The 21,010-nt window shown below is 57.7% G+C and carries 24 protein-coding genes; 8 read left to right on the forward strand and 16 right to left on the reverse strand.

Annotated elements, in window-relative coordinates; all coding sequences use genetic code 11:
* Positions 1-20: 20 nt before the first annotated feature.
* The 3 genes from cysD to GOB86_RS00460 all read right to left on the reverse strand — a co-directional run bounded on the left by cysD (position 21) and on the right by GOB86_RS00460 (position 2,974).
* A complete protein-coding gene (gene cysD / locus GOB86_RS00450; RefSeq protein ID WP_165990443.1) occupies positions 21-815 on the reverse strand; it encodes a sulfate adenylyltransferase subunit CysD in 795 nt (264 codons plus the stop codon).
* Positions 816-874: 59 nt separating this feature from the next.
* On the reverse strand, positions 875-1,573 hold the full coding sequence (locus GOB86_RS00455; RefSeq protein ID WP_408737264.1) for a phosphoadenylyl-sulfate reductase: 699 nt from the start codon (positions 1,571-1,573) through the stop codon (positions 875-877).
* A 441-nt stretch (positions 1,574-2,014) separates the two neighbouring features.
* Positions 2,015-2,974 (reverse strand): threo-3-hydroxy-L-aspartate ammonia-lyase, encoded by a 960-nt coding sequence (locus GOB86_RS00460; RefSeq protein WP_165990445.1) that lies wholly within the window; start codon positions 2,972-2,974, stop codon positions 2,015-2,017.
* A 249-nt stretch (positions 2,975-3,223) separates the two neighbouring features.
* Here GOB86_RS00460 and GOB86_RS00465 point away from each other — a divergent pair, with 249 nt between their 5' ends.
* Entirely contained in the window at positions 3,224-3,418 is a 195-nt protein-coding gene (locus tag GOB86_RS00465) for a hypothetical protein (RefSeq protein WP_165990446.1), read from the forward strand.
* A gap of 188 nt (positions 3,419-3,606) precedes the next feature.
* Here the strand turns inward: GOB86_RS00465 and GOB86_RS16490 are convergent, their stop codons facing one another.
* Both GOB86_RS16490 and GOB86_RS00475 read right to left on the reverse strand, forming a co-directional pair.
* Positions 3,607-3,714 (reverse strand): DUF1348 family protein, encoded by a 108-nt coding sequence (locus tag GOB86_RS16490; RefSeq protein ID WP_338421501.1) that lies wholly within the window; start codon positions 3,712-3,714, stop codon positions 3,607-3,609.
* A gap of 64 nt (positions 3,715-3,778) precedes the next feature.
* Positions 3,779-4,057, reverse strand: a complete 279-nt coding sequence (locus tag GOB86_RS00475; protein WP_242012361.1) for a putative hemolysin — start codon at positions 4,055-4,057, stop codon at positions 3,779-3,781.
* 184 nt (positions 4,058-4,241) lie between these two features.
* Here GOB86_RS00475 and bioB point away from each other — a divergent pair, with 184 nt between their 5' ends.
* The 4 genes from bioB to GOB86_RS00495 are packed head-to-tail and all read left to right on the forward strand — an operon-like array spanning position 4,242 to position 7,141.
* Entirely contained in the window at positions 4,242-5,240 is a 999-nt protein-coding gene (gene bioB / locus GOB86_RS00480; protein ID WP_165990447.1) for a biotin synthase BioB, read from the forward strand.
* Positions 5,241-5,248: 8 nt separating this feature from the next.
* Positions 5,249-5,893: a 7-carboxy-7-deazaguanine synthase gene (gene queE / locus GOB86_RS00485; RefSeq protein ID WP_165990448.1), complete on the forward strand. Its 645-nt coding sequence runs from the start codon at positions 5,249-5,251 to the stop codon at positions 5,891-5,893.
* A 2-nt stretch (positions 5,894-5,895) separates the two neighbouring features.
* Positions 5,896-6,624 carry a 7-cyano-7-deazaguanine synthase QueC gene (queC, locus tag GOB86_RS00490; RefSeq protein ID WP_165990449.1) on the forward strand — a complete coding sequence of 243 codons (729 nt, stop codon included), beginning with the start codon at positions 5,896-5,898 and terminating at the stop codon, positions 6,622-6,624.
* A complete protein-coding gene (locus tag GOB86_RS00495; RefSeq protein ID WP_165990450.1) occupies positions 6,617-7,141 on the forward strand; it encodes a 6-pyruvoyl trahydropterin synthase family protein in 525 nt (174 codons plus the stop codon). The genes queC and GOB86_RS00495 overlap by 8 nt, the downstream gene beginning before the upstream one ends.
* 48 nt (positions 7,142-7,189) lie before the next feature.
* Here the strand turns inward: GOB86_RS00495 and GOB86_RS00500 are convergent, their stop codons facing one another.
* Positions 7,190-8,689: a malate:quinone oxidoreductase gene (locus GOB86_RS00500; RefSeq protein WP_338421502.1), complete on the reverse strand. Its 1,500-nt coding sequence runs from the start codon at positions 8,687-8,689 to the stop codon at positions 7,190-7,192.
* A gap of 276 nt (positions 8,690-8,965) precedes the next feature.
* Here GOB86_RS00500 and GOB86_RS00505 point away from each other — a divergent pair, with 276 nt between their 5' ends.
* Positions 8,966-9,400, forward strand: a complete 435-nt coding sequence (locus GOB86_RS00505; RefSeq protein ID WP_165990452.1) for an OsmC family protein — start codon at positions 8,966-8,968, stop codon at positions 9,398-9,400.
* A gap of 3 nt (positions 9,401-9,403) precedes the next feature.
* Here the strand turns inward: GOB86_RS00505 and aroC are convergent, their stop codons facing one another.
* Complete coding sequence (gene aroC / locus GOB86_RS00510; protein ID WP_165990453.1) at positions 9,404-10,477, reverse strand: chorismate synthase; 1,074 nt, start codon at positions 10,475-10,477, stop codon at positions 9,404-9,406.
* Positions 10,478-10,485: 8 nt separating this feature from the next.
* Complete coding sequence (fabI, locus tag GOB86_RS00515) at positions 10,486-11,325, reverse strand: enoyl-ACP reductase FabI (RefSeq protein ID WP_165990454.1); 840 nt, start codon at positions 11,323-11,325, stop codon at positions 10,486-10,488.
* 190 nt (positions 11,326-11,515) lie between these two features.
* On the opposite strand from fabI, the gene pdxH reads away from it, so the two are divergent.
* Both pdxH and GOB86_RS00525 read left to right on the forward strand, forming a co-directional pair.
* Complete coding sequence (gene pdxH / locus GOB86_RS00520) at positions 11,516-12,154, forward strand: pyridoxamine 5'-phosphate oxidase (protein ID WP_165990455.1); 639 nt, start codon at positions 11,516-11,518, stop codon at positions 12,152-12,154.
* A 64-nt stretch (positions 12,155-12,218) separates the two neighbouring features.
* Entirely contained in the window at positions 12,219-13,097 is an 879-nt protein-coding gene (locus tag GOB86_RS00525) for a universal stress protein (protein WP_165990456.1), read from the forward strand.
* A gap of 38 nt (positions 13,098-13,135) precedes the next feature.
* On the opposite strand, the gene GOB86_RS00530 is transcribed toward GOB86_RS00525, so the two are convergent.
* From GOB86_RS00530 to GOB86_RS00565, 8 genes are all read right to left on the reverse strand, one after another.
* Positions 13,136-13,942 carry an MBL fold metallo-hydrolase gene (locus GOB86_RS00530; RefSeq protein WP_165990457.1) on the reverse strand — a complete coding sequence of 269 codons (807 nt, stop codon included), beginning with the start codon at positions 13,940-13,942 and terminating at the stop codon, positions 13,136-13,138.
* Positions 13,943-13,960: 18 nt separating this feature from the next.
* On the reverse strand, positions 13,961-14,749 hold the full coding sequence (locus tag GOB86_RS00535) for a TatD family hydrolase (protein ID WP_165990706.1): 789 nt from the start codon (positions 14,747-14,749) through the stop codon (positions 13,961-13,963).
* 11 nt (positions 14,750-14,760) lie between these two features.
* On the reverse strand, positions 14,761-16,299 hold the full coding sequence (gene metG / locus GOB86_RS00540) for a methionine--tRNA ligase (protein WP_165990458.1): 1,539 nt from the start codon (positions 16,297-16,299) through the stop codon (positions 14,761-14,763).
* Positions 16,296-17,255 (reverse strand): DNA polymerase III subunit delta', encoded by a 960-nt coding sequence (locus GOB86_RS00545; protein ID WP_165990459.1) that lies wholly within the window; start codon positions 17,253-17,255, stop codon positions 16,296-16,298. The genes metG and GOB86_RS00545 overlap by 4 nt, the downstream gene beginning before the upstream one ends.
* Positions 17,248-17,886 carry a dTMP kinase gene (tmk, locus tag GOB86_RS00550; RefSeq protein ID WP_194300995.1) on the reverse strand — a complete coding sequence of 213 codons (639 nt, stop codon included), beginning with the start codon at positions 17,884-17,886 and terminating at the stop codon, positions 17,248-17,250. The genes GOB86_RS00545 and tmk overlap by 8 nt, the downstream gene beginning before the upstream one ends.
* 3 nt (positions 17,887-17,889) lie before the next feature.
* Complete coding sequence (locus GOB86_RS00555) at positions 17,890-19,101, reverse strand: D-alanyl-D-alanine carboxypeptidase family protein (RefSeq protein WP_165990460.1); 1,212 nt, start codon at positions 19,099-19,101, stop codon at positions 17,890-17,892.
* A gap of 9 nt (positions 19,102-19,110) precedes the next feature.
* Positions 19,111-19,878, reverse strand: coding sequence for a septal ring lytic transglycosylase RlpA family protein (locus GOB86_RS00560; RefSeq protein ID WP_338421498.1), 768 nt, complete (start codon positions 19,876-19,878; stop codon positions 19,111-19,113).
* An 80-nt stretch (positions 19,879-19,958) separates the two neighbouring features.
* Positions 19,959-20,939 (reverse strand): lytic murein transglycosylase, encoded by a 981-nt coding sequence (locus GOB86_RS00565; RefSeq protein ID WP_165990462.1) that lies wholly within the window; start codon positions 20,937-20,939, stop codon positions 19,959-19,961.
* Between the last annotated feature and the right edge of the window lie 71 nt (positions 20,940-21,010).

A 21,010-nucleotide genomic window follows, 5' to 3' on the forward strand; every position in this document is an offset into this window, starting at 1 on the left:
TTTTTCCGATCCACGCTCTATCAGAGATAACCAGCAACACGCAGGCGTTCAAAGGCATCTTCGGATTCATGATCCATGGCCCGGCCCGAGCGTTCAGACGTTTTGGTTGTTTCCAACTCCGCGATCACTTCCGCCAGAGTAGCGGCATTACTTTCCACAGGAGAGGTAATGTCCGAATCCCCCAAGGAGCGGTACCGCTTGCCATTTTTGGCAAAATACAGGTCAACCAGCGGAATGCCTTCGCGCTCGATGTAACGCCAGATATCAATCTCACGCCAGGACAGAAGCGGATGCACACGAATATGCATACCCTCTTCATGCGGGGTGGCATACTGGTCCCAGAATTCGGGCGGCTGGTTGCGGATGTCCCATTTGTGGCTCGCACCCCGCGGGCTGAATACGCGCTCCTTGGCGCGGGTACCCTGCTCGTCACGCCGGATTCCGGCAATAACACCCTGCAATTTGTGCTTTTCGATCATGGCGGCAAGACCTGCGGTCTTACGCGCGGCAGAGCGGGCGGCGGGCGGCAGGGAGGGATCCATTTCCTCTACTGGCGGGCAGTCGCCCAGCAGCAAATCCAGTTCCCATTTTTTGGTGTATTCATCGCGGAACTGGTACATTTCGGGGAACTTCTTCCCCGTATCTACATGCATAACAGGGAAGGGGACGCGCCCAAGGAACGCCTTTTTGGCAAGCCAGACCATAACATTGGAATCTTTACCCAATGACCACAGCATGGCTAGCGGCTTCAGCTTACGATAAGCCTCCCGCAGAATAAAAACGCTCTGAGCTTCCAGTTGATCAAGATGATCCATGTTCCACGACCCTGTAGTTTTGACGGGTAAGGCTAATTCCTCAAGCACGGCATAGCAGGTCAGCCCGCTATATGAATTCCGCACTCGGTTTTGTTCAGGCCGGACCAGCGGCCCGACCGGGCATCTTCGCGCCCATCCACCGGACGTGTGCATGGCGCGCACCCGATGGACAAGTATCCTTCTGCCACAAGTGGATGGGGCGGCAAGGACCGGCGCTGCATTTCCGCCGCAATATCCTGCGCACTCCAGAATGCAAGCGGGTTAATCCGCAACTGGCCGTCATCACGCTCTTCCACAATGGTCATTGTGGCGCGTGTGGCGGCCTGCCCACGCTTGCGGCCGGTGACCAGCACGTCATACGGCAAGGATGCAACGCGTAACGGCTCCACCTTACGCAGGTTGCAGCAGGCATCGGGGTCAAAGGCCCAGAGTTCCCCCGTGGGGTCACGGTCGCTGACCTGCTCTGGAGAGGGGCCTATATCCTCAACATTTGTCAGTCCCAGAACATCCGCCAGTTCGCGGCGATATGTGAGTGTCTGGGGGAAGTGCTTGCCTGTATTGAGGAAAAGAACCTTCATATCCGGGTCTGCTTCCGCCACAAAGGCGAGCAGAAGGGCAGATTCCGCACCAAAAGACGACATAATCGCCAGCCTGTTCCCAAGCAGTTCGTGCGCCTTGCGCAGCAGACGAACGGGGTCGTCCTGCACGGCGCGTAACTGTTCTACAACACCTGTATTGTCAGAAGACAAAATATCCACAACCCACCACAGTGAATGACAGAAGCTTATTTAACGACCCCTTATAGATATATTCGGGTAATAACAACACATAAAAATAGACAATCCTCCCAACCGCACCCCGCATTGCACGATTTAATTATGTGCATTGCTTGGAAAGCAGGATACCAATCGAGGCAAGGCCGGGGGATGACACAATTTCTCATTATTGATGGCAGCGCAGGCTCCAGCGTTCAATCCAGAGCCTGCGCTGCCGAAGAGGAGCATCATTTTCTTCATAAATCGAAGTGGATATGGGTAGCTATTTGCCCCGCAAGCACGCACCACACTCCGACCTTATGATGGCTGCATTTTGTTGGCATAATATATCTTATGCGATATTTGAGTGTGCGCATCCGGCCTCATGAGGAGGCCACATAACCACCCCATACCCGCAAGCACACCACCGCCTGTCGAATGGATTTAGCCAACCAGCCGGGAGAATGTCGTCAGATCGATATTCCCACCGGATAAAAGAACACCAACACGTCGCCCCTGCCATTGTGAGGCCGCCGCAAGTGCCGCCGCAGGAGCCAGGCAGCCCGTGGGCTCCACAATAATCTTCATCCGTTCAGCCAGAAGGCGCATTGTAGCGACCAGAGCGGCGTCATCAACCGTAACAATGCCGCGCACATATTGCTGCATGATCGCAAACGTAATGCTCCCCACGCTTGTGGTCTGTGCACCGTCGGCAATTGTGCGTGGCGCGGCAATTTTTATGATGCGCCCAGCCTCCATGGACTGCCTTGCATCATCCCCTGCTTCGGGTTCAACACCTATAACCGCGCAATCAGGTGCCACTTTCTGCGCAACCAGTGCGCAGCCGGAGACCAGACCACCACCACCAACCGGCACAAACAGTGCATCAAGTGGGCCGGTTTCCTCCAGCAGTTCCAGTGCTGCGGTTCCCTGCCCTGCAATAATATCCGGATGGTTGAAAGACGGTAGCAATGTTCCACCGCGCTGGACGACAAGGCGTGCCGCAATCTCCTCCCGGTCCTGAGAATACCGGTCATAGGTGACCACTTCCGCCCCGTATCCACGCGTTGCGGCAAGCTTCATGGCTGGTGCGTCTGCTGGCATCACAATAACAGCGGGCACTCCGGCAGCACGTGCGGCGCAGGCAATGGCCTGTGCGTGATTACCAGACGAAAAAGCCACAATTCCTTTCCGCCGTATAGCTTCTGGCAATGCCAGAATCGCATTGGTCGCACCCCGGAATTTGAACGCCCCAACCCGCTGAAAATTTTCCGCCTTGAAGAACAGTTCAACACCACTCAGCGCATTGAAGTAGCGGGACCTCAGGACTGGCGTGCGATGGGCCTGCCCTTTTATTCTGGCAGAAGCCGCAACCACATCGCTGAAAGTCGGCAGAACTGTCATCTTCAATTTTCCGGTTTTATCCACCGCATTTTGCATGTGGGCTCAGTTGGACCAATGCGGTTACGTAACACAAATATGCCCCTGACGTTATGCCCCACGACAGGTTTTTGGCGGCAGATTTTACCCAAAACCGTTCTCTGGCACTGCGTTCATCCCAATCCGTGTTTTTGCTGCTCAACAAGCGTCCGCAAGGCAAACCTCCATGCCGTTTTTTGCGCGTGTCCATATTTGCGTCTGGGCGTTATGGCCATGGTCTCGTTCAGCATTGTTTTTACCATGCTGGTCGGCCGCATAACCGAGCTACCTATGCAGCAACTCCTGCTGCTCGCTTGCGGTAACTTTGCCATTATAGACACGTCTACACTTGACCTGAACGTAGACCTACGCACCGGTGTGCAGGCAGGACGTTTGCCCTTACCATGCTTTTTTCCCGGCTTGGATTGATTGGGCCAGCCCACATCTGGTCCAGCTTGCGCTGGGGGCAATAACCATAAGGCGGGCACGTTATGCCTCCTCTGCCAGTTACAAGCCCCCGTGCGGTCAGACCCGGATGGTCGTCCGATCTGGGGCCCCTGGACCAGAGAGAAACCACCTGTCCGCACAGCTAACGGCCAGATCATTAATGGAAGCGGCTACCGGGGCATGAACCCGGCAGCATCAAGCTCCCTGTTCTCGTACCCATAGAAGCGAAACCACAGGCCTGCCGCATTACGCCATTCATAGGCAAAACGTAATATAATACGATCTTACCTGAATGCCGAAATCTCCTTGACCTGCCTGTAATCCTGCGTCTCCCCCAAAAGGTCAGTTACCCTGCCGGGGATTATCCTGCCGGAACAGCGCCCATTCCTCCATCACGCTACCATCGGGGAGATGGCAATAACCGACCTGCCCCTTATCCGTTGTTTCCATCTTCAGCTCCCCGCCTTTTTTAACGCAGTAAACCGAAGCAGGGTTGGGCATGCGCAAAAGCCCCACACCACGCCCCGACCGTTCCTGCGGTTGATGGTCACATGCAGCAAGCGAGCCAAGTGCGCCCATGGCCAGCACCACACCCAGCACCGATTTTGTTTTTATCATCATACCCACCTTAAGTTTTTATATTCGATTTAGCGTGGCACCAGTATTCAAACACTTTGCGCCCGTTGTGAAGGCAGGGCGTGCAGATGCCACACCTTCATGCGTCCGCTAAAAACTGGCTTTGACGGTGCAAACACGATATGCTGACCGCTCTTTCCTCTAGTATATCTGGTTCGGTTGATATTCCATGCCTGATGGTTCGCCCTCCTTTTCCCGCCCTGCCTCTCCTGCTCTGGACATCCGCCATGACTGGAGCGTTGCCGAAGTGCAGGCGCTACTTGATCTTCCGTTCCCTGAACTGATGTTTCAGGCGCAAGCGATTCACCGCGCAACATTTGATCCGACCGAAATTCAAATCTCCACCCTTCTGTCGATCAAGACAGGTGGCTGCCCGGAGGATTGCGCCTACTGCCCCCAGAGCGCTTTGCATGAAGACGGCGTAAAAGCTGAAAAGCTCATGGCGGTCGAAAACGTGCTGATCGAAGCAAAAAAAGCCAAAGCCGCCGGGGCTAGCCGTTTTTGCATGGGAGCCGCGTGGCGCACCCCCAAAGAACGGGACATGGAAACAGTCTGCGCCATGATCGAAGGCGTTAAAGAACTGGGGATGGAAACCTGCGTAACCCTTGGCATGCTGGATGACGCACAGGCCCAAAGGCTAAAACAGGCCGGTCTGGACTTTTATAACCATAATATCGATACCTCCCCCGAATATTATGGCCAGATCATTACCACCCGCACGTATCAGGAACGGCTGGACACACTCTCCAACGTTCGTGATGCGGGGATCAATGTCTGCTGTGGCGGCATTGTCGGCATGGGCGAGAATGAAACCGACCGTGCTGGCCTGATTGCCGCACTGGCCAACATGCCTGCCCACCCTGAAAGCGTGCCGATCAACCTGCTGGTACGCGTGGAAGGCACGCCACTTGCCAAAGCGGATGAAGTACGGCCTCTGGACTTCGTGCGCATGATTGCGGCAGCCCGGATTACCATGCCCAAAAGCCGCGTACGCCTTGCCGCCGGGCGTGAAAACATGAATGACGAAACGCAGACCCTGTGTTTTCTGGCCGGTGCGAACTCCATTTTCTATGGCGAACGGCTGCTGACCACCCCCAACCCGCAAGCCCAGCGCGACCGGGCCTTGCTGGACAGTCTGGGCATGCACACGACCGGGATCGGCCTGTAAGACTTTAAATGGTTTACTCTGTTAAAGAAATTTTTCTGACCCTGCAGGGCGAAGGCGGGCAGGCAGGGCGCGTGGCCGTGTTCTGCCGCTTTACTGGCTGCAACCTCTGGTCCGGCCGGGAAGAGGACAGAGCACAGGCCGCCTGCCAGTTTTGCGACACCGACTTTGTTGGCACCGATGGTAGCAACGGAGGCCGGTTCCTCACCGCTGGGGAACTGGCGGACCGCATTGCCGGGTTCTGGCCTGAATCTGCCGCCACTCCTCTTTCCCGCCGTCTGGTCGTGTTTACAGGCGGAGAACCCCTGCTCCAGCTTGACGAACCGCTGATTGCAGCCATGCATGACAGAGGTTTTTTTATCGCGGTGGAAAGTAACGGCACCATACATGCCCCGAAAGGCATAGACTGGCTGTGTGTCAGCCCCAAAGCCGGGGTACCACTCGTACAGACCCACGGTGCTGAACTCAAACTGGTCTACCCTCAGTCTGGGCTGGCCCCGGCTGATGTGGCAGGGCTGGATTTTACACATTTCTGGCTCCAACCCATGGATGGCCCTGCACAGGCGGCCAATACACAGGCCGCTATTGCCTACTGCCTGCAAAACCCCCAATGGGCACTGTCCCTGCAAACCCATAAGTTGACGGGAATACCCTGATCATGCCCCTGTCCTCCAAGGAACAGACCGAATCCGCTCTTGTACTTTTTTCCGGCGGTCAGGATTCCGCAACATGTCTGGCATGGGCGTTATCGCGCTTTAAACATGTGGAAACCGTGGGATTTGACTACGGCCAGCGCCATGCCATTGAACTGGAATGCCGCCAGAGCATACGGGACGGGCTGGCAGCCCAGAACCCGCAATGGAAAGAACGTCTGGGGCCAGACCACACCCTGCCCCTGCATGCGCTGAACGATATTTCTGACACAGCGCTCACGCGTGATGCCGAAATTGCAATGACTCAGGGCGGCCTGCCCAACACGTTTGTGCCCGGTCGCAACCTGATTTTCTTAACATTTTCAGCAGCACTCGCTGCACGCCGGAGCATACGCCACATTGTAACGGGTGTGTGTGAAACCGACTATTCCGGCTACCCCGACTGCCGGGACGACACCATAAAAGCCCTGCAGGTCGCCCTTAATCTGGGCATGGAAAGCCGCTACGTCCTGCATACCCCCCTGATGTGGCTGGATAAGGCCGAAACATGGGTCATGGCGGAAGAACTGGGGGGAGCTCCTCTGGTAAAGCTGATCAACCACGAAAGCCATACGTGCTATATGGGCGAACGCAATGTGCGCCACGCATGGGGGTACGGTTGTGGCACCTGCCCTGCCTGCCAACTCCGACGCACGGGGTGGGAAGCCTATAAAGCAGAAAACCAGCATGCCTGACCTTATTTTTACACGCCGTTTTTCCATGGGACACCGCCTTATTCACGGTGCCAGCGAGAACTGCGCCCTGCCCCACGGACACAACGAATTTGTAACCGTTCGGCTTAAACCCACCAGCCTCACCCGGCTGGACGGGGCTGGGAACATGCCGGTCTCTTTCCAAAAAGCCAAACAGACCTGGCACCGCTTTGTGGATGAACGGCTGGACCACGCACTCCAGCTTGCGGGGGATGACGCGCTTCTGGCGTGGTTTAAAGCACACGAACCCGCACGGGCGGCCCGCATTGTGGTCACCCCCGGCGACCCGACAACCGAACTGATGACCTGCCTGCTCATGGCCAAGGTCAACGCCTTTCTGCTAGCCGAGGGTGGGGTTTTACACTGCTCTGAACTGAGCATTGAGGAAACGCCCACCAATACAGTCAGCTTTGAGGGCGACCCGGCAGATTTTATTCCCCACACCGCCACGCAGCAGACCCACTGGTGGAACCGCGCGGATATGAGCGTGTCCGACTGAAATCAGGCTTTTGCCCCCCGTATAGCCAGAATACGGAGGGCAGGCAGATTACTGGGTAAGACCAAGAACCTGCGTTGTTTTATCAAAAATTTCTTCGCACATATCGGGGTGGCGCGAGAGCTTTTGCCCGAAGGATGGAATAATCTGGCACAGCTTGTCCGTCCATTCCGGCATTTTGGTCGGGAAGCATTTCTGTAAAACGTTCAGCATGATCGGTGCCGCAGTAGACGCACCGGGCGATGCCCCCAGCAGAGCCGCGACCGAACCATCCTCGCTAGCGATCACTTCCGTGCCAAATTGCAGCACACCACCTTTGGCGGCATCCTTCTTAATAATCTGCACGCGCTGACCTGCCACAACCAGTTCCCAATCCTTGGCCTGCGCGTTGGGGATGAAGTCCTGCAAAGCCTTAATCCGCGCCCCCTGCCTCTGCATGACCTGCTCGATCAGGTATTTGGTCAGGGCCCAGTTGTCACGCGCAACGGCCAGCATGGGGCCAATGTTATCCGCCCGAACAGAAAGCGGCAGATCCATAAGGGAGCCCTGCTTTAAAAAGCGTGTGGAAAAACCAGCATAAGGGCCAAAGAGCAATGCGGGATTGCCATCGATCATACGCGTATCAAGGTGCGGCACGGACATCGGGGGCGCACCCACAGATGCCTTGCCGTAAATCTTGGCGTGGTGCTGAGCAATCAGGTCCGGGTTGGTGCAACGCAGGAACTGCCCGCTCACCGGAAAACCACCAATACCACGAGCCTCGGGTATGCCTGTTTTTTGCAGCAGGGAAAGAGCCCCACCACCACTCCCAATAAAGACAAACCGGGCATTAACCTCGCGCTGGGTGTTCTGGCGCAGGTCGCGTACTTTCAGCTTCCAGCCATCGCTGCCATTACGGGCAATATCACTCACCTCGTGCTGGGTGTGCAGTGTGCAGGCCGGAGTGCTGGCTAGGTAGGTGAACAAAAGGCGGGTAAGCGCGCCAAAATTGACATCCGTACCCTTAAGGCTGCGGGTCAGGGCCAGTTTTTGTCCGGCAGGCCGATCACGCATGATCAACGGTGCCCACTGCGTGATCTGGGCTGTATCTTCCGTATATTCCATGCCCGAAAACAGCGGGTGCTGGGAGAGTGCTTCGTAACGTTTACGCAGGAACGCCACGTTGTCGTCCCCCCAGACAAAGCTCATATGCGGGACAGGCGTTAAAAAGTTTTTGGCCGAGACAATAATCTGGTTTTCCACCAGATAGGACCAGAACTGGCGAGAAATCTGGAACTGTTCGTTCACCCCCACGGCCTTGGTAATATCCACCGTGCCGTCCGACCCTTGGGGGGTGTAATTCAGTTCACACAGAGCGGAATGCCCGGTCCCTGCATTATTCCACGCATTGGAGCTTTCTTCCGCAACGCTGCCCAGACGCTCAAAAACGCTGATGCTCCAGTCAGGCTGGAGCTGCCGCAGCAATGTCCCCAACGTAGCACTCATGACGCCGCCGCCGATCAGGACGACATCAACGGAAGAAGCGGTATCGGTCGTGGTGGAACTCATTATGGTCTCCGCGTTATCAGCCCCGCCCGCCGCGCCTGCGCATGGAAACGGGGCCAAAGATATAAGCCGGAATGCCCCTACTCCTGCCTGCTTGCAAGGTTTTACAGAGCGTTCACGACCATATTATTGAACGCAGTATAGGCACATTCTGACCCAAACACCTTTTCATCTCTGCGAGAGCAGCGCACCCGGTGTGAACTTTATCACCCACCAAGGCGTTGCTCCCCTATAGGATGCCTGTGAAAATATATGGGCGAACGGACAAAGGATACAGCCAGTATGAGCCACATTACCAAACATGGCAGCGCCCATTGGGAAGGTGCCATTAAAACTGGCAAAGGGACCGTTTCCACCCAGAGTGGGGCATTAAACCAGCAGCCCTATGGCTTTAATACCCGTTTTGAAGGGCAACCCGGCACCAACCCCGAAGAACTTCTGGGAGCCGCGCACGCCGCCTGTTTTTCCATGGCCCTGTCGCTCATTCTGGGGGATGCGGGGCTAACCGCAACCTCCATTGATACGCAGGCGGATGTTAGTCTGAACAAAACGGATGGGGGCTTTGAAATTGCATCCATTGCCCTGACCCTGAAGGCCAGAATACCCAATGCAACGCAACCGCAGTTTTTGGAACTGGCCAACAAAGCCAAGGAAGGGTGCCCTGTGTCCAAGCTGTTCAGGGCACCGATTACGCTGGATGCAACCCTGCTCGGGTAGGGGTTAGCCCCCTACCTGCCCACGGTGGCGGAGCAGATGGTCGGCCAGCACGCAGGCCATCATGGCTTCACCAACGGGTACTGCCCGAATGCCCACGCATGGGTCATGCCGCCCTTTGGTAATGACCTGTGTTTCCACCCCATCCTTGGTAATGGACGGCACGGGAGTGAGCATGGAGCTGGTCGGCTTGACCGCAAAGCGGGCCACCACGGGCTGCCCGCTGGAAATACCCCCCAGAACACCCCCCGCGTGGTTGGAGCCAAACTCAAGCGCGCCATTACGCATGAACAGGGCATCGGCATTTTCCGGGCCGGTCAGGGAGGCCGAGGCAAAGCCATCGCCAATTTCCACCCCTTTTACGGCGTTAATGCTCATAAACGCCGCAGCAATGTCTGCATCAAGCTTGCCGTAAATGGGAGCGCCCAGCCCTGCGGGCACCCCATCGGCGACAATCTCGATCACCGCACCAATGGACGAACCATCCTTGCGGATACCAGCCAGATACTCCGCCCAGTCCTCTACCACACCGGCATCCGGGACAAAGAACGGGTTGCGCTCCACCTCGGCCCAGTCCCAGCGGGTCCGGTCAATATCCTTGGGGCCAAGCTGGACAAGGGCACCACGCACCCGCACACCACTCCCCAGCACCTTACGGGCCACAGCACCGGCGGCAACGCGGCAGGCCGTCTCCCGTGCGGAGGAGCGCCCACCGCCACGATAGTCGCGGATACCGTATTTCAGGTCATAAACAAGGTCAGCGTGGCCGGGGCGATAGGTCTGGGCAATAGCGCCATAATCGCGCGACCGCTGATCCGTGTTCTCGATTACGAGGGAGATGGGGGTGCCTGTCGTCTGCCCCTCAAACACGCCGGACAGAATGCGAACCTGATCAGGCTCCTGCCGCTGCGTGGTAAACGCCGACTGCCCCGGCCGCCTGCGGTCGAGAAAAGGCTGAATATCAGCCTCGCTCAACGCAATGCGCGGCGGACAGCCGTCAATAACACAGCCAATCGCGGGGCCATGGCTTTCGCCCCACGTTGTAACCCGGAACATATGCCCGAAAGTATTGTAGGACACGGCTGAGATTAGTCTCCAGCAACAGAGATATCGGGCGCGGTCGGGTTTTTCATGCCGACCATATGGTACCCGCAGTCCACATGATGCACTTCCCCCGTAACACCAGAGGACAGGTCGGAGAGCATATACAGCCCTGCCCCACCCACTTCTTCCAGCATCACATTGCGTTCGAGTGGTGCGTTATACTGGTTCCACTTCAGAATATAGCGGAAGTCACCAATACCGCTGGCAGCCAGCGTTTTGACCGGTCCGGCGGAAACCGCATTCACACGAATACCCTCAGACCCAAGGTCTGCGGCCATATAACGCACGGACGCCTCAAGAGCTGCCTTGGCAACGCCCATCACATTATAATGGGGCATAACGCGCTCGGCTCCCAGATAGCTGAGCGTCAGCAGCGAACCGCCGTTTTTCATCAGTCCTGCGGCACGGCGTGCAACAGCCGTAAAGGAATAGCACGAAATATCCAGTGCGGTCAGGAACGCATCACGCGGGGTATCCACGTACCGTCCGCGCAGGAACTGCTTGTCGGCCCAGCCAATGGCGTGAACAACAAAGTCCAGTTCACCCCATTCGCGTTCAATCGTGGCAAATGTTTCGTCTATGGCGGCATCATCGGTTACGTCGCATGGCAGAACCAGCTTGGCACCAACACTTTCCGCCAGAGGCTGCACGCGCTTGCCCAACGCCTCGCCCTGATAGGTAAATGCCAGTTCGCCCCCCTGCGCGGCCACTGCGGATGCAATGCCCCATGCGAGAGAGCGGTCATTGGCAACACCCATCACCAGACCTTTTTTGCCCTTCATCAGCGTACCTTTTGCGGGCAGCTCGGCGTTGGGAGAAGACATGTGGGAACCTCAACCTACTTGTTTCGGAAAAAATTCTGGGTTTTCTGTAGGCGTGGTCGCATACACCGGCGCGTGAAACAAGCCCAAAGACGCATGGACGTGCTTTAAACTCGCATCGGGCAGGAGTATGGAATCACACAGGAAAGCGAGCAACGCCCCTTTCCATGACATTTAGACAAGAGTCCGAACCATGCCGGAAACAGACACAGCCGCCCCCTCCGTTCCCTTTACCGATCACCCCCTGATCGACCTGAGCGCGGATCCGTTCACGCTTTTTGACGCATGGATGCAGGACGCCGAAAAAGCGGAACCCTGTGACCCCAACGCCATGGTGCTGGCCACGGCCACGGCAGAAGGCCGCCCCTCCGCGCGCGTTGTTCTGCTCAAGGGCCATGACCGGAGGGGTTTTGTCTTTTACACCAACATGTTCAGCCGCAAAGGCCGCGAACTCGAGGCCAATCCATGCGCATCCCTGCTCTTTTACTGGAAGAGCCTGCGCCGCCAGATTCGAATCGAAGGGACCATATCCGAAGTCTCCAACGAGGAGGCAGATGCCTATTTTGCGAGTCGGAGCCGCATATCCCGCCTAGGGGCCATTGCCTCCGACCAGTCCCGCCCGCTTGCCGACCGTGATATTTTTGAGCAACGCCTTAAAAACGCGGAAGCAGAATTTGGCAACGGCCCGATCCCCCGCCCCAAAAACTGGTCGGGCTACCGGGTCTGCCCGCAGCATTTTGAGTTCTGGCAGGAGCGCCCATACCGCCTGCATGACAGAGCCATATGGGAACAGCAAGGGAACGGCTGGGACGTCACACGGTTATATCCATAAGCGATCAGGCCATATCTTCCGCCATTCCGCGCGCCGCGCGCACAGATATTAAAGGAGCGACACAATGAAAGATGTCCGCAAAATTCTGCTTCCACTCCCCAGCACGTCCAATGCCGAGGCCGCTCTGGTGCGTGGTGGCAACTTTGCCCGCCGTTTTGGCGCGCATCTTGCCGTTCTGCACGTTCGCCCCGATGGGCGCGACATTGCCCCACTCGCTGGCGAGGGCATGTCCGGCGCCATGGTGGAAGACCTTATGCGCTCGGCTGATCACGAAAGTGCTCGCCATGCCCATGACGTCCATACGCTGTTCGAGCGCTATGCCGCCGAAAACCCCGACATCAAGGTTGTGCCGTTGCACAGCGCCTACCCCGATGATGCCCCGAGCATAAGCTTTACCGTGGCGCGTGGCCCCGAAAGCGAAATTATTCCCGCTCAGGCCCGCCTGTCTGACTTTACTCTGGTGCCCCACCCCGATTCCGGGGATGAGGTCTCCTCCTCCGAAACGCTGCATGCGGTTCTGTTTGATAGCGGACGCCCCGTAGTCATGGCTCCACGCACCGCGCCGGTGGGGCTGATCAAACGTGTCTGCATTGGCTGGAATGGCACGGCGGAATCCTCCTCCGCCCTGCGTGGCGCGCTGGCATGGGCCCAGACAGCCGAAGCCGTGCGGGTTTTACACTGCGGCGACTACCAGCGCCGTGGTCCCAGCGCCAAAGACGTGGTGGAATACCTGGCCGCGCATGGCATTAAAGCGGATGCGGTCGAGTTTCAGCCAGTTGAGCGCGACGTGGGCAAAGGCCTGCTGGCCGCCTGCCGGGAGTTCGAGGCTGACATGCTGGCCATGGGGGCGTATTCACACTCCCGCCTGCGGCAGCTTATTCTGGGTGGTGTAACCCGCCACGTGCTGGAAACCGCAAGCATTACAGTGCTGATGAGCCGCTAAATACCATTTGGGGAATAAAACTCCCCGTCCCTCTTCATTTACAAAGCATGAAGGGGATCGGGGAGTTCAAAGCTCATACCATCCCACGCCGCTTCCATTCCCTGTGGAAGATTGTGCTGCATCCAGCCCCAGTCCATATCAGCCCCCATATGGGTCAGAATAATGCGCTCAGGCTGGATCAGAGCTTTCCACTCCAGCACCCGGTCCAGCCAAGCATGGGCTCCGTGTGGCGTTTTTTGAAAACAGTCCACCATCCATGTATGCAACCCCCGCAGGCATTCCACAGACTCTTCAGGGAGTTCCACAACATCCGTGCTGTAGGCAAACGCGCCACAACGAATACCCGTGGACGTGACATAGCCGTGATTCTGCTCAAACAGGGTAAACGCGTAACCCCCTATATTGACCGACTGCCTCAGCACAACAGGCTGGGCATCCAGTGCGGCCCGAAAAAAATAGGGCGTTGTGTTTGGCTTGAAGACATAACCAAACCGCTCCTGCAACTCGCCCAGCACCTCGGACGTACCGTAGGCGTTAATAGCTTTGCCAATCTGGCGGTTAATGCCCCTTAGCTCATCAATTCCGGCAACGTGGTCGGCATGGGCATGGGTATAGATCACGCTTTCAAACGTACTGATGCCCTGCCCAAGCAACTGGGCGCGCAGGTCTGGTCCTGTATCAATCAGAATACCCGCCCCATTATCCATCCTTAAAAAAATGGATGCACGGGAGCGCCTGTTCCGGGGTTCGGTTGGATCGCACGCTCCCCACTGGCCATAGCCATCCGCCCCACCCAGGGCAGGCACGCCAGATGAGCCGCCACATCCGAGCACATTAACCTTCATACCCCGCTCTCTCCCGCTCTAGCGCGCCTTGCGGAACAACCGCTGGAAATTACGTGTTGTGTGCTCGGCAAACACCGCCACATCCAGATCACGCTCGCGCGCAATACGGCCTGCCGTGTGTGCAACAAAGGCTGGCTGGTTCCGTTTGCCGCGCTGTGGCACGGGAGCCAGATAAGGGGCATCTGTTTCGACCAGAATACGGTCTATGGGCAACTCCCGGGCAACAGTGCGGATTTCCTCACATTTGGGAAATGTCGCAATGCCTGAAAAACTGACATACCCACCAAGGGCCACCACCCTCCGGGCCAGATCAGGGCCAGAGGCAAAGCAGTGCAGCAGAATAGGAAACGTGCCTTTGGCGGATTCATCCTCCAAAATAGCGGCTACATCCTCATCCGCCTGCCGAGCATGGATGATGACGGGAATATCCATCTCCCGTGAGGCCTGAATATGCCTGCGGAAGCTTTCCTGCTGGAGCGGGCGTACATTGTCCTGACCATGGAAATAATCCAGACCCGTCTCCCCTATCCCAATCACCTCCGGGGCATCTGCCAGCGCCACAATATCCTGCAACTGCGGTACCGGGGTTTCCTCCACATGGTCGGGGTGCGTGCCAACCGTGCACCATACCCGCATCTCCGGGCGGCTGAAGCCGGTCAGGCGCTTTTGCTCCGCCGCATGGGCCAGACGCGTACCAATAGTGACCATGCCACTCAGCCCCGCCTCTTTGGCGGCGTTGAGCAGAACCGGCAGTTCCTCGTCCGAAAAATGGTCGAGATGGCAGTGGGAGTCGATCAGTCCGGGCATGGTTGCATCAGTCATGACGGCTCCGGTTCAACATAACGGGGGAAAATACCCTGTGGCGCAGGCAGTTGCCGCCCACCGGGCAAAACAACCTCAAGAGCTGCAAATGTCCGCTCGTTTTCGCCCACACCAAGCTGGTCCAGCATGCGCGCCATGCTATGCGGCATAAAGGGCTGAAGCATGGTAGCTATCCCACGCAGAGCATCCAGCAGAACACGCAGCACATCGGCCATACGCTCTGCATCGGTCTTACGCAGCGCCCACGGTGCCTGATGATCAATATAGGCGTTACAGGCGCGGATCACCTTCCACACATCTTCGAGCGCATCGGTCAGTGCGCACCGTTCAAACTGCGCGGCCAGAAGCTGCGGCAAAACGCTCACCTGCCCCAGCAGCTTCTGGTCTTCTTCTGTCAGCGTCCGCCGTTCGGGCAGAATGCCTCCACAGTTGCGCGCGACCAGAGAGAGGGTCCGCTGCGCCAGATTGCCCAGATCGTTGGCAAGCTCCACGTTGTTACGCGTGATCAGCGCTTTACGTGACAGGTCACTATCCCCGCCAAAGGGCACCTCACGCAGCACGAAGAACCGAACAGCATCCAACCCAAAATCCGCAACCAGTTCCCTGGGGTCCACCACATTGCCCACGGATTTGCTCATCTTCTGGCCCTCAATGGTCCACCAGCCGTTGGCAAAAACCTTTTTGGGCAGGTCAATGCCCGCAGCCATAAGGAAGGCAGGCCAGTAAATGGCATGGAAACGGGCAATATCCTTGCCCACAAGGTGCAGGCTGGCAGGCCAGTAGGCCATACGTGGCGCATCTGTATCGGGGTAACCGAGCGCGCTCAGGTAATTGGCCAGCGCATCAAACCACACATACATAACGTGCTGGTCATCCCCCGGTACGGGAATGCCCCACTTAAAGCTCGTACGGCTGATGGAGAGGTTCCTTAACCCCTGTTTGACAAAGCTGATAATTTCGTTGCGCGTACCATGGGGACCAAGGAATTCCGGATGCTGCTCGTACAGTTCGAGCAGGCGGTCCTGATAATCGGCAAGACGAAAAAAGTAGGATGGCTCCTTAACCCACTCCACAGGCGCACCTGTGGGGGCTACTTTTTTGCCATCCGGGCCTGTGACCAGTTCATCTTCGCCATAAAAACATTCATCACGCAGAGCGTACCAGCCTTCGTACGCGTCCAGATAGATGGCACCGTTATCGGCCACCTTGCGCCAAAGGGCCTGTGCGCTGGCAATATGCCGCGGCTCCGTTGTGCGAATAAAATCATCGTACGAAATAGCCATGGCGTCGGCCATGGAGCGGAAGTTGGCCGAAACACTATCCGCAAATTCCTTCGGGGCCACACCAGCAGCCTGCGCTGCCTGCTCCACCTTTTGCCCGTGTTCGTCCGTACCTGTCAGAAAAAAAACATCATCCCCCGCCAGACGATGGAAGCGCGCCATAACATCCGCTGCAATGGACGTGTAGGCGTGGCCGATATGCGGTGCTCCGTTCACGTAATAAATGGGGGTAGTCACATAGAAACGACGGGTCATTCTGGGCTCGCAATCGTCATGGCTTCAATAAGTGCTTCTTGTTTATCCAGATTAAAGCGTTCCGTCTCGGTATGAACGCGCATAATCTGCTCCCATGCAGCGGCAAGGGCTATGCACTGGCTGCTGCCTGCCTTTGCGGCCTGCCGCGCCGTGCTTTGCAACTGGTCCGCCAGCAGGGCAAAAAAGAGGCCAAAATCGTAATCCTTACGCAGGACGGTTTCGGCAATTTCGTATCCGCGCAGGGCGGGAACACCCTGCAGGACCTCGGCAACCAGAGCGGCCACACCACCACCTGAATCGGCCAACAATGCCACAGCCTTACCCGGCGCTCCATGTGATTGTGACAAAATACGCAGAAAATCCTGCTCGGGCAGGTCTGGCCATAATGTGTGCAGCACTCTGCGCATATCCGCCTCTGGCAAAGGGGCCAGTTCGAGCCTGCGGCAACGGCTCCGTATGGTGGGTAGCAGACGCCCCGGTGCAGAGCTGGTCAACACCAGAACAGTGGCCGGAGGCGGCTCTTCCAGAATTTTAAGCACCGCATTGGCCGCACTGCGGTTCATCCACTCCGCGCCATCCACAATAACCACGCGCCAGCCACCTTCTGCCGCCGTACGGCGCAAAAAGGCGTTGATGGGCCGCACATCATCAGCAACGATTTCCTGTCGGTAGCGCTGTTTTTTTTCATCATAACCACGCTCAACCACCAGCAGATCAGCATGGGTTGCAGCGGAAATACGGCGGCCAACAGGGTGTTCCTCCGCCTCCCCGCCAAGCAGAATACGCGCCAGCGCAAATGCAAACGTGGCCTTGCCAATACCCGGCGGGCCAATCACCAGCCAGGCATGGGGCATACGGCCTTTGGCGAGTGCTTCCACAAACAACGCCAGTTCCGCACCATGCCCGTGCAACTGGAGCGATGCCATGCGAGGGGACAGGCTGAGGGCATCAGACATGGGATAATCTGGACAAAATTTCCTTCATGATCAGGCTGTTCACAGCCTCTTCGCTGCAATTCGCTGTTGTAATACTCTGTACGCGTTCGGTCTGCTGCTCGGCTATGGCCCTGAACCCTGCGGCAATACGGGCATGGAAGCCCTCATCCGCCTGTTCGTAGCGATCTGTTGGCACCCCGCGCACGGCCAGCCTGTGGCGTGTGACATCCCTTGGCGCCTGTAACAGAAAAGTCATGTCCGGTGTCAGGCCCAACTGGTTCTGCAACACCGCAATCAGGTCCAGAATGGCCGGGTCACCCTCCGCCCGCCCATAGCCCTGATACGCCATGGTGGAATCCGTAAACCGGTCACACAGCACAATCCGCCCCTCGGCCAGTGCCGGACGTATAACCTTGTCCACATGATCAAAACGGGCGGCAAAATGCGTAAGAATTTCCGCACGGAGGGAGAGCGGATTTTTGCCGAACAGCAGTAACTGCCGCAGGTCCTCCGCTCCGGGGGACCCACCAGGCTCCCGCGTAGCCAGCACCTTGTGCCCCTGCGATTGAAGGGCGTCCCTGAGCAGGCGGAGTTGCGTGGACTTGCCAACGCCCTCCCCCCCTTCCAGCGTTATGAACAGACCAGACATCATGGCTTAAAGGTGCAGCCGTCTGGCGGCCCGCCCAAGCAGGCCGAGGGCTGGCACGCCCTGCCCCGCCACAAGTGGAATACTGGCTTTTCTACCGCCGGGCAAAACCACGCTCAACTGCCCCACAACCTGTCCCTCGCTTACTGGCGCAATCAGCGGGCTGTCATAATCGATGGCCACATGCGTGCTGTTTTTCCACCCATGGGGCAGCAGCATTCTGAACTCCTGCGCGGCAACCAGAGGTACGGTCTGGCTGGCCCCCATCCATACAGGAGCCTGCTCCACGATCTCACCTTTGTTAATGATCTGGGCGGTTTCAAAATTAGCAAACGCCCACCCCATCAGACGCTCACCCTCACGCCCACGCGCACCATCGCTCGGCAGACCGTTAATGGCCATGACAACACGCCGCCCATCCCGCTCGGAGGACGCGCACAGACCAAACCCGCCAGCGTCCGTGTGGCCAGTCTTCAGGCCATCCGCCAGTCCCTTGACCACCAGAATATTGCGGTTTTCCTGATGGATTTTGTTAAAAACAAACTCTTTTTCAGAAAAGAAATGGTAATATTCGGGAAAGTCATGGATCAGGCGCAACGCCAGATACGCCACGTCCCGCGCGGACATATAGTGGTTGTCCGCAGGCCAACCCGTTGCATTCATGAAGTGCGAATTGGTCAGACCCAGCTTGGCCGCCGTATCGTTCATCAGCGCGACAAACTGCTCCTGAGAGCCCGAAATCCCTTCGGAAAGCACAATACATGCGTCATTGCCGGACTGGATGACCATGCCCTGAATCAGGTCCTGCACGGCAACGCTCTGCCCCAGCGGGACAAACATTTTGGAGCCCTGCATACGCCATGCGCGCTCGCTGACCGGCAACATCTGGTCAAGCTTGAGCCGCACGGCCCGCAACATGCCAAATGTGACATAGGCCGTCATCATCTTGGTCAGGGAGGATGGCGGCATGCGCTCATCCGCATTTTTTTCCAGTAAGGCAGCGCCACTGCCATAATCCAGAATACAGGCCCAGCGCGCCATTGTGTCCACTGGCCCCACCGGAGTGGAGGCAGGGGTTTCGGGCACAATGCCCCCAACTGGCGCGGGAGCCGCAGGCACGGCGGAAGACGCCGCACCATGCCGGGGACGCGCTACCGCCCCCCCCAGCCCACCAGAGAAAAGGGCCGCGCCCCCTGCGAGTAAAAACCGTCGAGTCTGCAAAGCTATTCCCTATTCGACGACGATGTGAGAACCATTTAAACCATTAGCCAATGCCCGTTTAAGGGCTGCGTCTGCGGCACTTATAGTCGCAAACGGTCCCTGCCGGACAGCCCACATCATGCTTTGGCCCGACATTACCGGCCTGACCACGCCACCATGGCTGCCAGCCTGCATCATCGCGGCGGAGCGGGAGGTAAAATCCATGGTTTCCACCCACAGCATACCCGGAGCCGCATAGCCCTGCGCATAGGCAACCGGCATATCAGCCAGCCTTACGCCTGATGCTGTTGGGGGAGCCTCCGCCCCACCACCAACCGCCACGACCGAAACACCACCAGCCCCACCAAGACTGGACTGAACGACCTGCTCCCTTGGTGCGGCATCAATCTGCAAGGCAACTCCTCCGGGCAGGATTTCAGCCAACTGACGGCTTGCGGATTCGTCCTCCACAATCCTGACCTGAGCCGGGTCAGGCCCCATGCCAAGCAGATTGGCCGCCTGCGTGGACAAGGCCAGCGCACGGCCAGACTGTGCTGGCCCACGGTCATTCACCCTTACACGCACCTGCCGCCCGTTTTCCAGATTTGTCACGGTCACAATGGCTGGCAACTGCAGTGTGGGGTGGCTTGCCGTCATCGTGGCCATGCTATGCACCTCACCATCGGCGGTCAGTTCCCCCTCCCGCCCATTCTGGCGCACGGCAAGACCAGTTCCCTGCCAGGCAAATTCCTCACGCGGGTAGAACCACTGGCCCTGCACCTGCCATGCGGTACCCACGGTATAATGCACGTCTGGATGGGATGACGGTGCGGGAGAACACGACGCCAACAGCAGACAACCCCAGAAAACGACTTTTTTCACGTTATGGCATCACCCAGAAGCCCTACGGCCAATGCATAAAAATCTGATGGATTGTACCGTCGGATCACGTTGAAATTATGGTAAACAATAAAGGCCTCGCCGCCCGGTCCATCGGGACGGATAACCGCACCTTCACCCACGGACATATCAAACTCACCAGCACGGGGCCTTACCCCCTGCTGCACCCACCACGCAAGCGGCCTGACATGGCCGCGACCAAGAAGGGACTGCTCCAGTGAATCGGGCAGTACAACGCCCTCCCCCCAAGGCTGTCCGGCCTGCCAGCCACACCGGGCCAGATAATTGGCTATGGAGGCAAAGACATCACCCTCATTATGCCAGATATCCGCCCGCCCGCCCGCAGGGTAACTGGCGGCGTAGCGCATATACGCACTGGGCATGAACTGCGGTTGCCCCATGGCCCCCGCATAACTGCCCAGCATATGGGCTGGCGGCACCCCCGCCTGCTCGGCCACATGGAGCGCTTTGAGCAATTCCGTGCGGAAAAAGCTGGCCCGTCTGCCGTCATAGGCAAGGGTTGCCAGCGCATCGATGACCGAAAACGTGCCCATGCGGGTGCCGTAAGCGGATTCCAGCCCCCATATGCCCGCAATGGCGCCCCCGCCAACACCATACAGCCCGCTGATCTGCCCCAACAGGTCTGCCCGCTGCTGAATGGCGGACAGGCCATCGTTCAGTTTTTTCTCGCTCAGAACGCGATCTTTATACTGTGCCCATGTCAGGGTGAATTCAGGCTGATGCCGATCCGCCTGCAACACTTTAGGGTTGGGAGCAGACACATGCGCAAATGCCTGCGCAACCACGGAGGAAGACACACCCTGCGCCAGTGCCTCCCGCCGGACCCCGGACAGAAATGCGGTGTAACTGCCACTCGCCCCATGTGCCGCGTTGCGCGCACAAACAGGCAGGGCCACCAGCAGAGTGCCGCCCCCGGACAAAAATTTTCTACGTAACATGAGGCACGATCCGCTTTGCAGACGACACAGGCAATTACACTATCCTGCTTTTACCCGTCTGTCAGGCTATG

Source organism: Acetobacter lambici (genome assembly GCF_011516885.1).
GTDB classification, from domain to species: Bacteria; Pseudomonadota; Alphaproteobacteria; order Acetobacterales; family Acetobacteraceae; genus Acetobacter; species Acetobacter lambici.

Excerpts from the sequence above, each read along its gene's own strand:
- cysD (WP_165990443.1), bottom strand. The coding sequence starts at position 815 with ATGGATCATCTTGATCAACTGGAAGCTCAGAGCGTTTTTATTCTGCGG.
- GOB86_RS00460 (WP_165990445.1), bottom strand. The coding sequence starts at position 2,974 with ATGACAGTTCTGCCGACTTTCAGCGATGTGGTTGCGGCTTCTGCCAGA.
- GOB86_RS00465 (WP_165990446.1), top strand. The coding sequence starts at position 3,224 with ATGGTCTCGTTCAGCATTGTTTTTACCATGCTGGTCGGCCGCATAACC.
- GOB86_RS00475 (WP_242012361.1), bottom strand. The coding sequence starts at position 4,057 with ATGATGATAAAAACAAAATCGGTGCTGGGTGTGGTGCTGGCCATGGGC.
- bioB (WP_165990447.1), top strand. The coding sequence starts at position 4,242 with ATGCCTGATGGTTCGCCCTCCTTTTCCCGCCCTGCCTCTCCTGCTCTG.
- queE (WP_165990448.1), top strand. The coding sequence starts at position 5,249 with ATGGTTTACTCTGTTAAAGAAATTTTTCTGACCCTGCAGGGCGAAGGC.
- queC (WP_165990449.1), top strand. The coding sequence starts at position 5,896 with ATGCCCCTGTCCTCCAAGGAACAGACCGAATCCGCTCTTGTACTTTTT.
- GOB86_RS00495 (WP_165990450.1), top strand. The coding sequence starts at position 6,617 with ATGCCTGACCTTATTTTTACACGCCGTTTTTCCATGGGACACCGCCTT.
- GOB86_RS00505 (WP_165990452.1), top strand. The coding sequence starts at position 8,966 with ATGAGCCACATTACCAAACATGGCAGCGCCCATTGGGAAGGTGCCATT.
- fabI (WP_165990454.1), bottom strand. The coding sequence starts at position 11,325 with ATGTCTTCTCCCAACGCCGAGCTGCCCGCAAAAGGTACGCTGATGAAG.
- pdxH (WP_165990455.1), top strand. The coding sequence starts at position 11,516 with ATGCCGGAAACAGACACAGCCGCCCCCTCCGTTCCCTTTACCGATCAC.
- GOB86_RS00525 (WP_165990456.1), top strand. The coding sequence starts at position 12,219 with ATGAAAGATGTCCGCAAAATTCTGCTTCCACTCCCCAGCACGTCCAAT.
- GOB86_RS00530 (WP_165990457.1), bottom strand. The coding sequence starts at position 13,942 with ATGAAGGTTAATGTGCTCGGATGTGGCGGCTCATCTGGCGTGCCTGCC.
- GOB86_RS00535 (WP_165990706.1), bottom strand. The coding sequence starts at position 14,749 with ATGCCCGGACTGATCGACTCCCACTGCCATCTCGACCATTTTTCGGAC.
- metG (WP_165990458.1), bottom strand. The coding sequence starts at position 16,299 with ATGACCCGTCGTTTCTATGTGACTACCCCCATTTATTACGTGAACGGA.
- GOB86_RS00545 (WP_165990459.1), bottom strand. The coding sequence starts at position 17,255 with ATGTCTGATGCCCTCAGCCTGTCCCCTCGCATGGCATCGCTCCAGTTG.
- tmk (WP_194300995.1), bottom strand. The coding sequence starts at position 17,886 with ATGATGTCTGGTCTGTTCATAACGCTGGAAGGGGGGGAGGGCGTTGGC.
- GOB86_RS00565 (WP_165990462.1), bottom strand. The coding sequence starts at position 20,939 with ATGTTACGTAGAAAATTTTTGTCCGGGGGCGGCACTCTGCTGGTGGCC.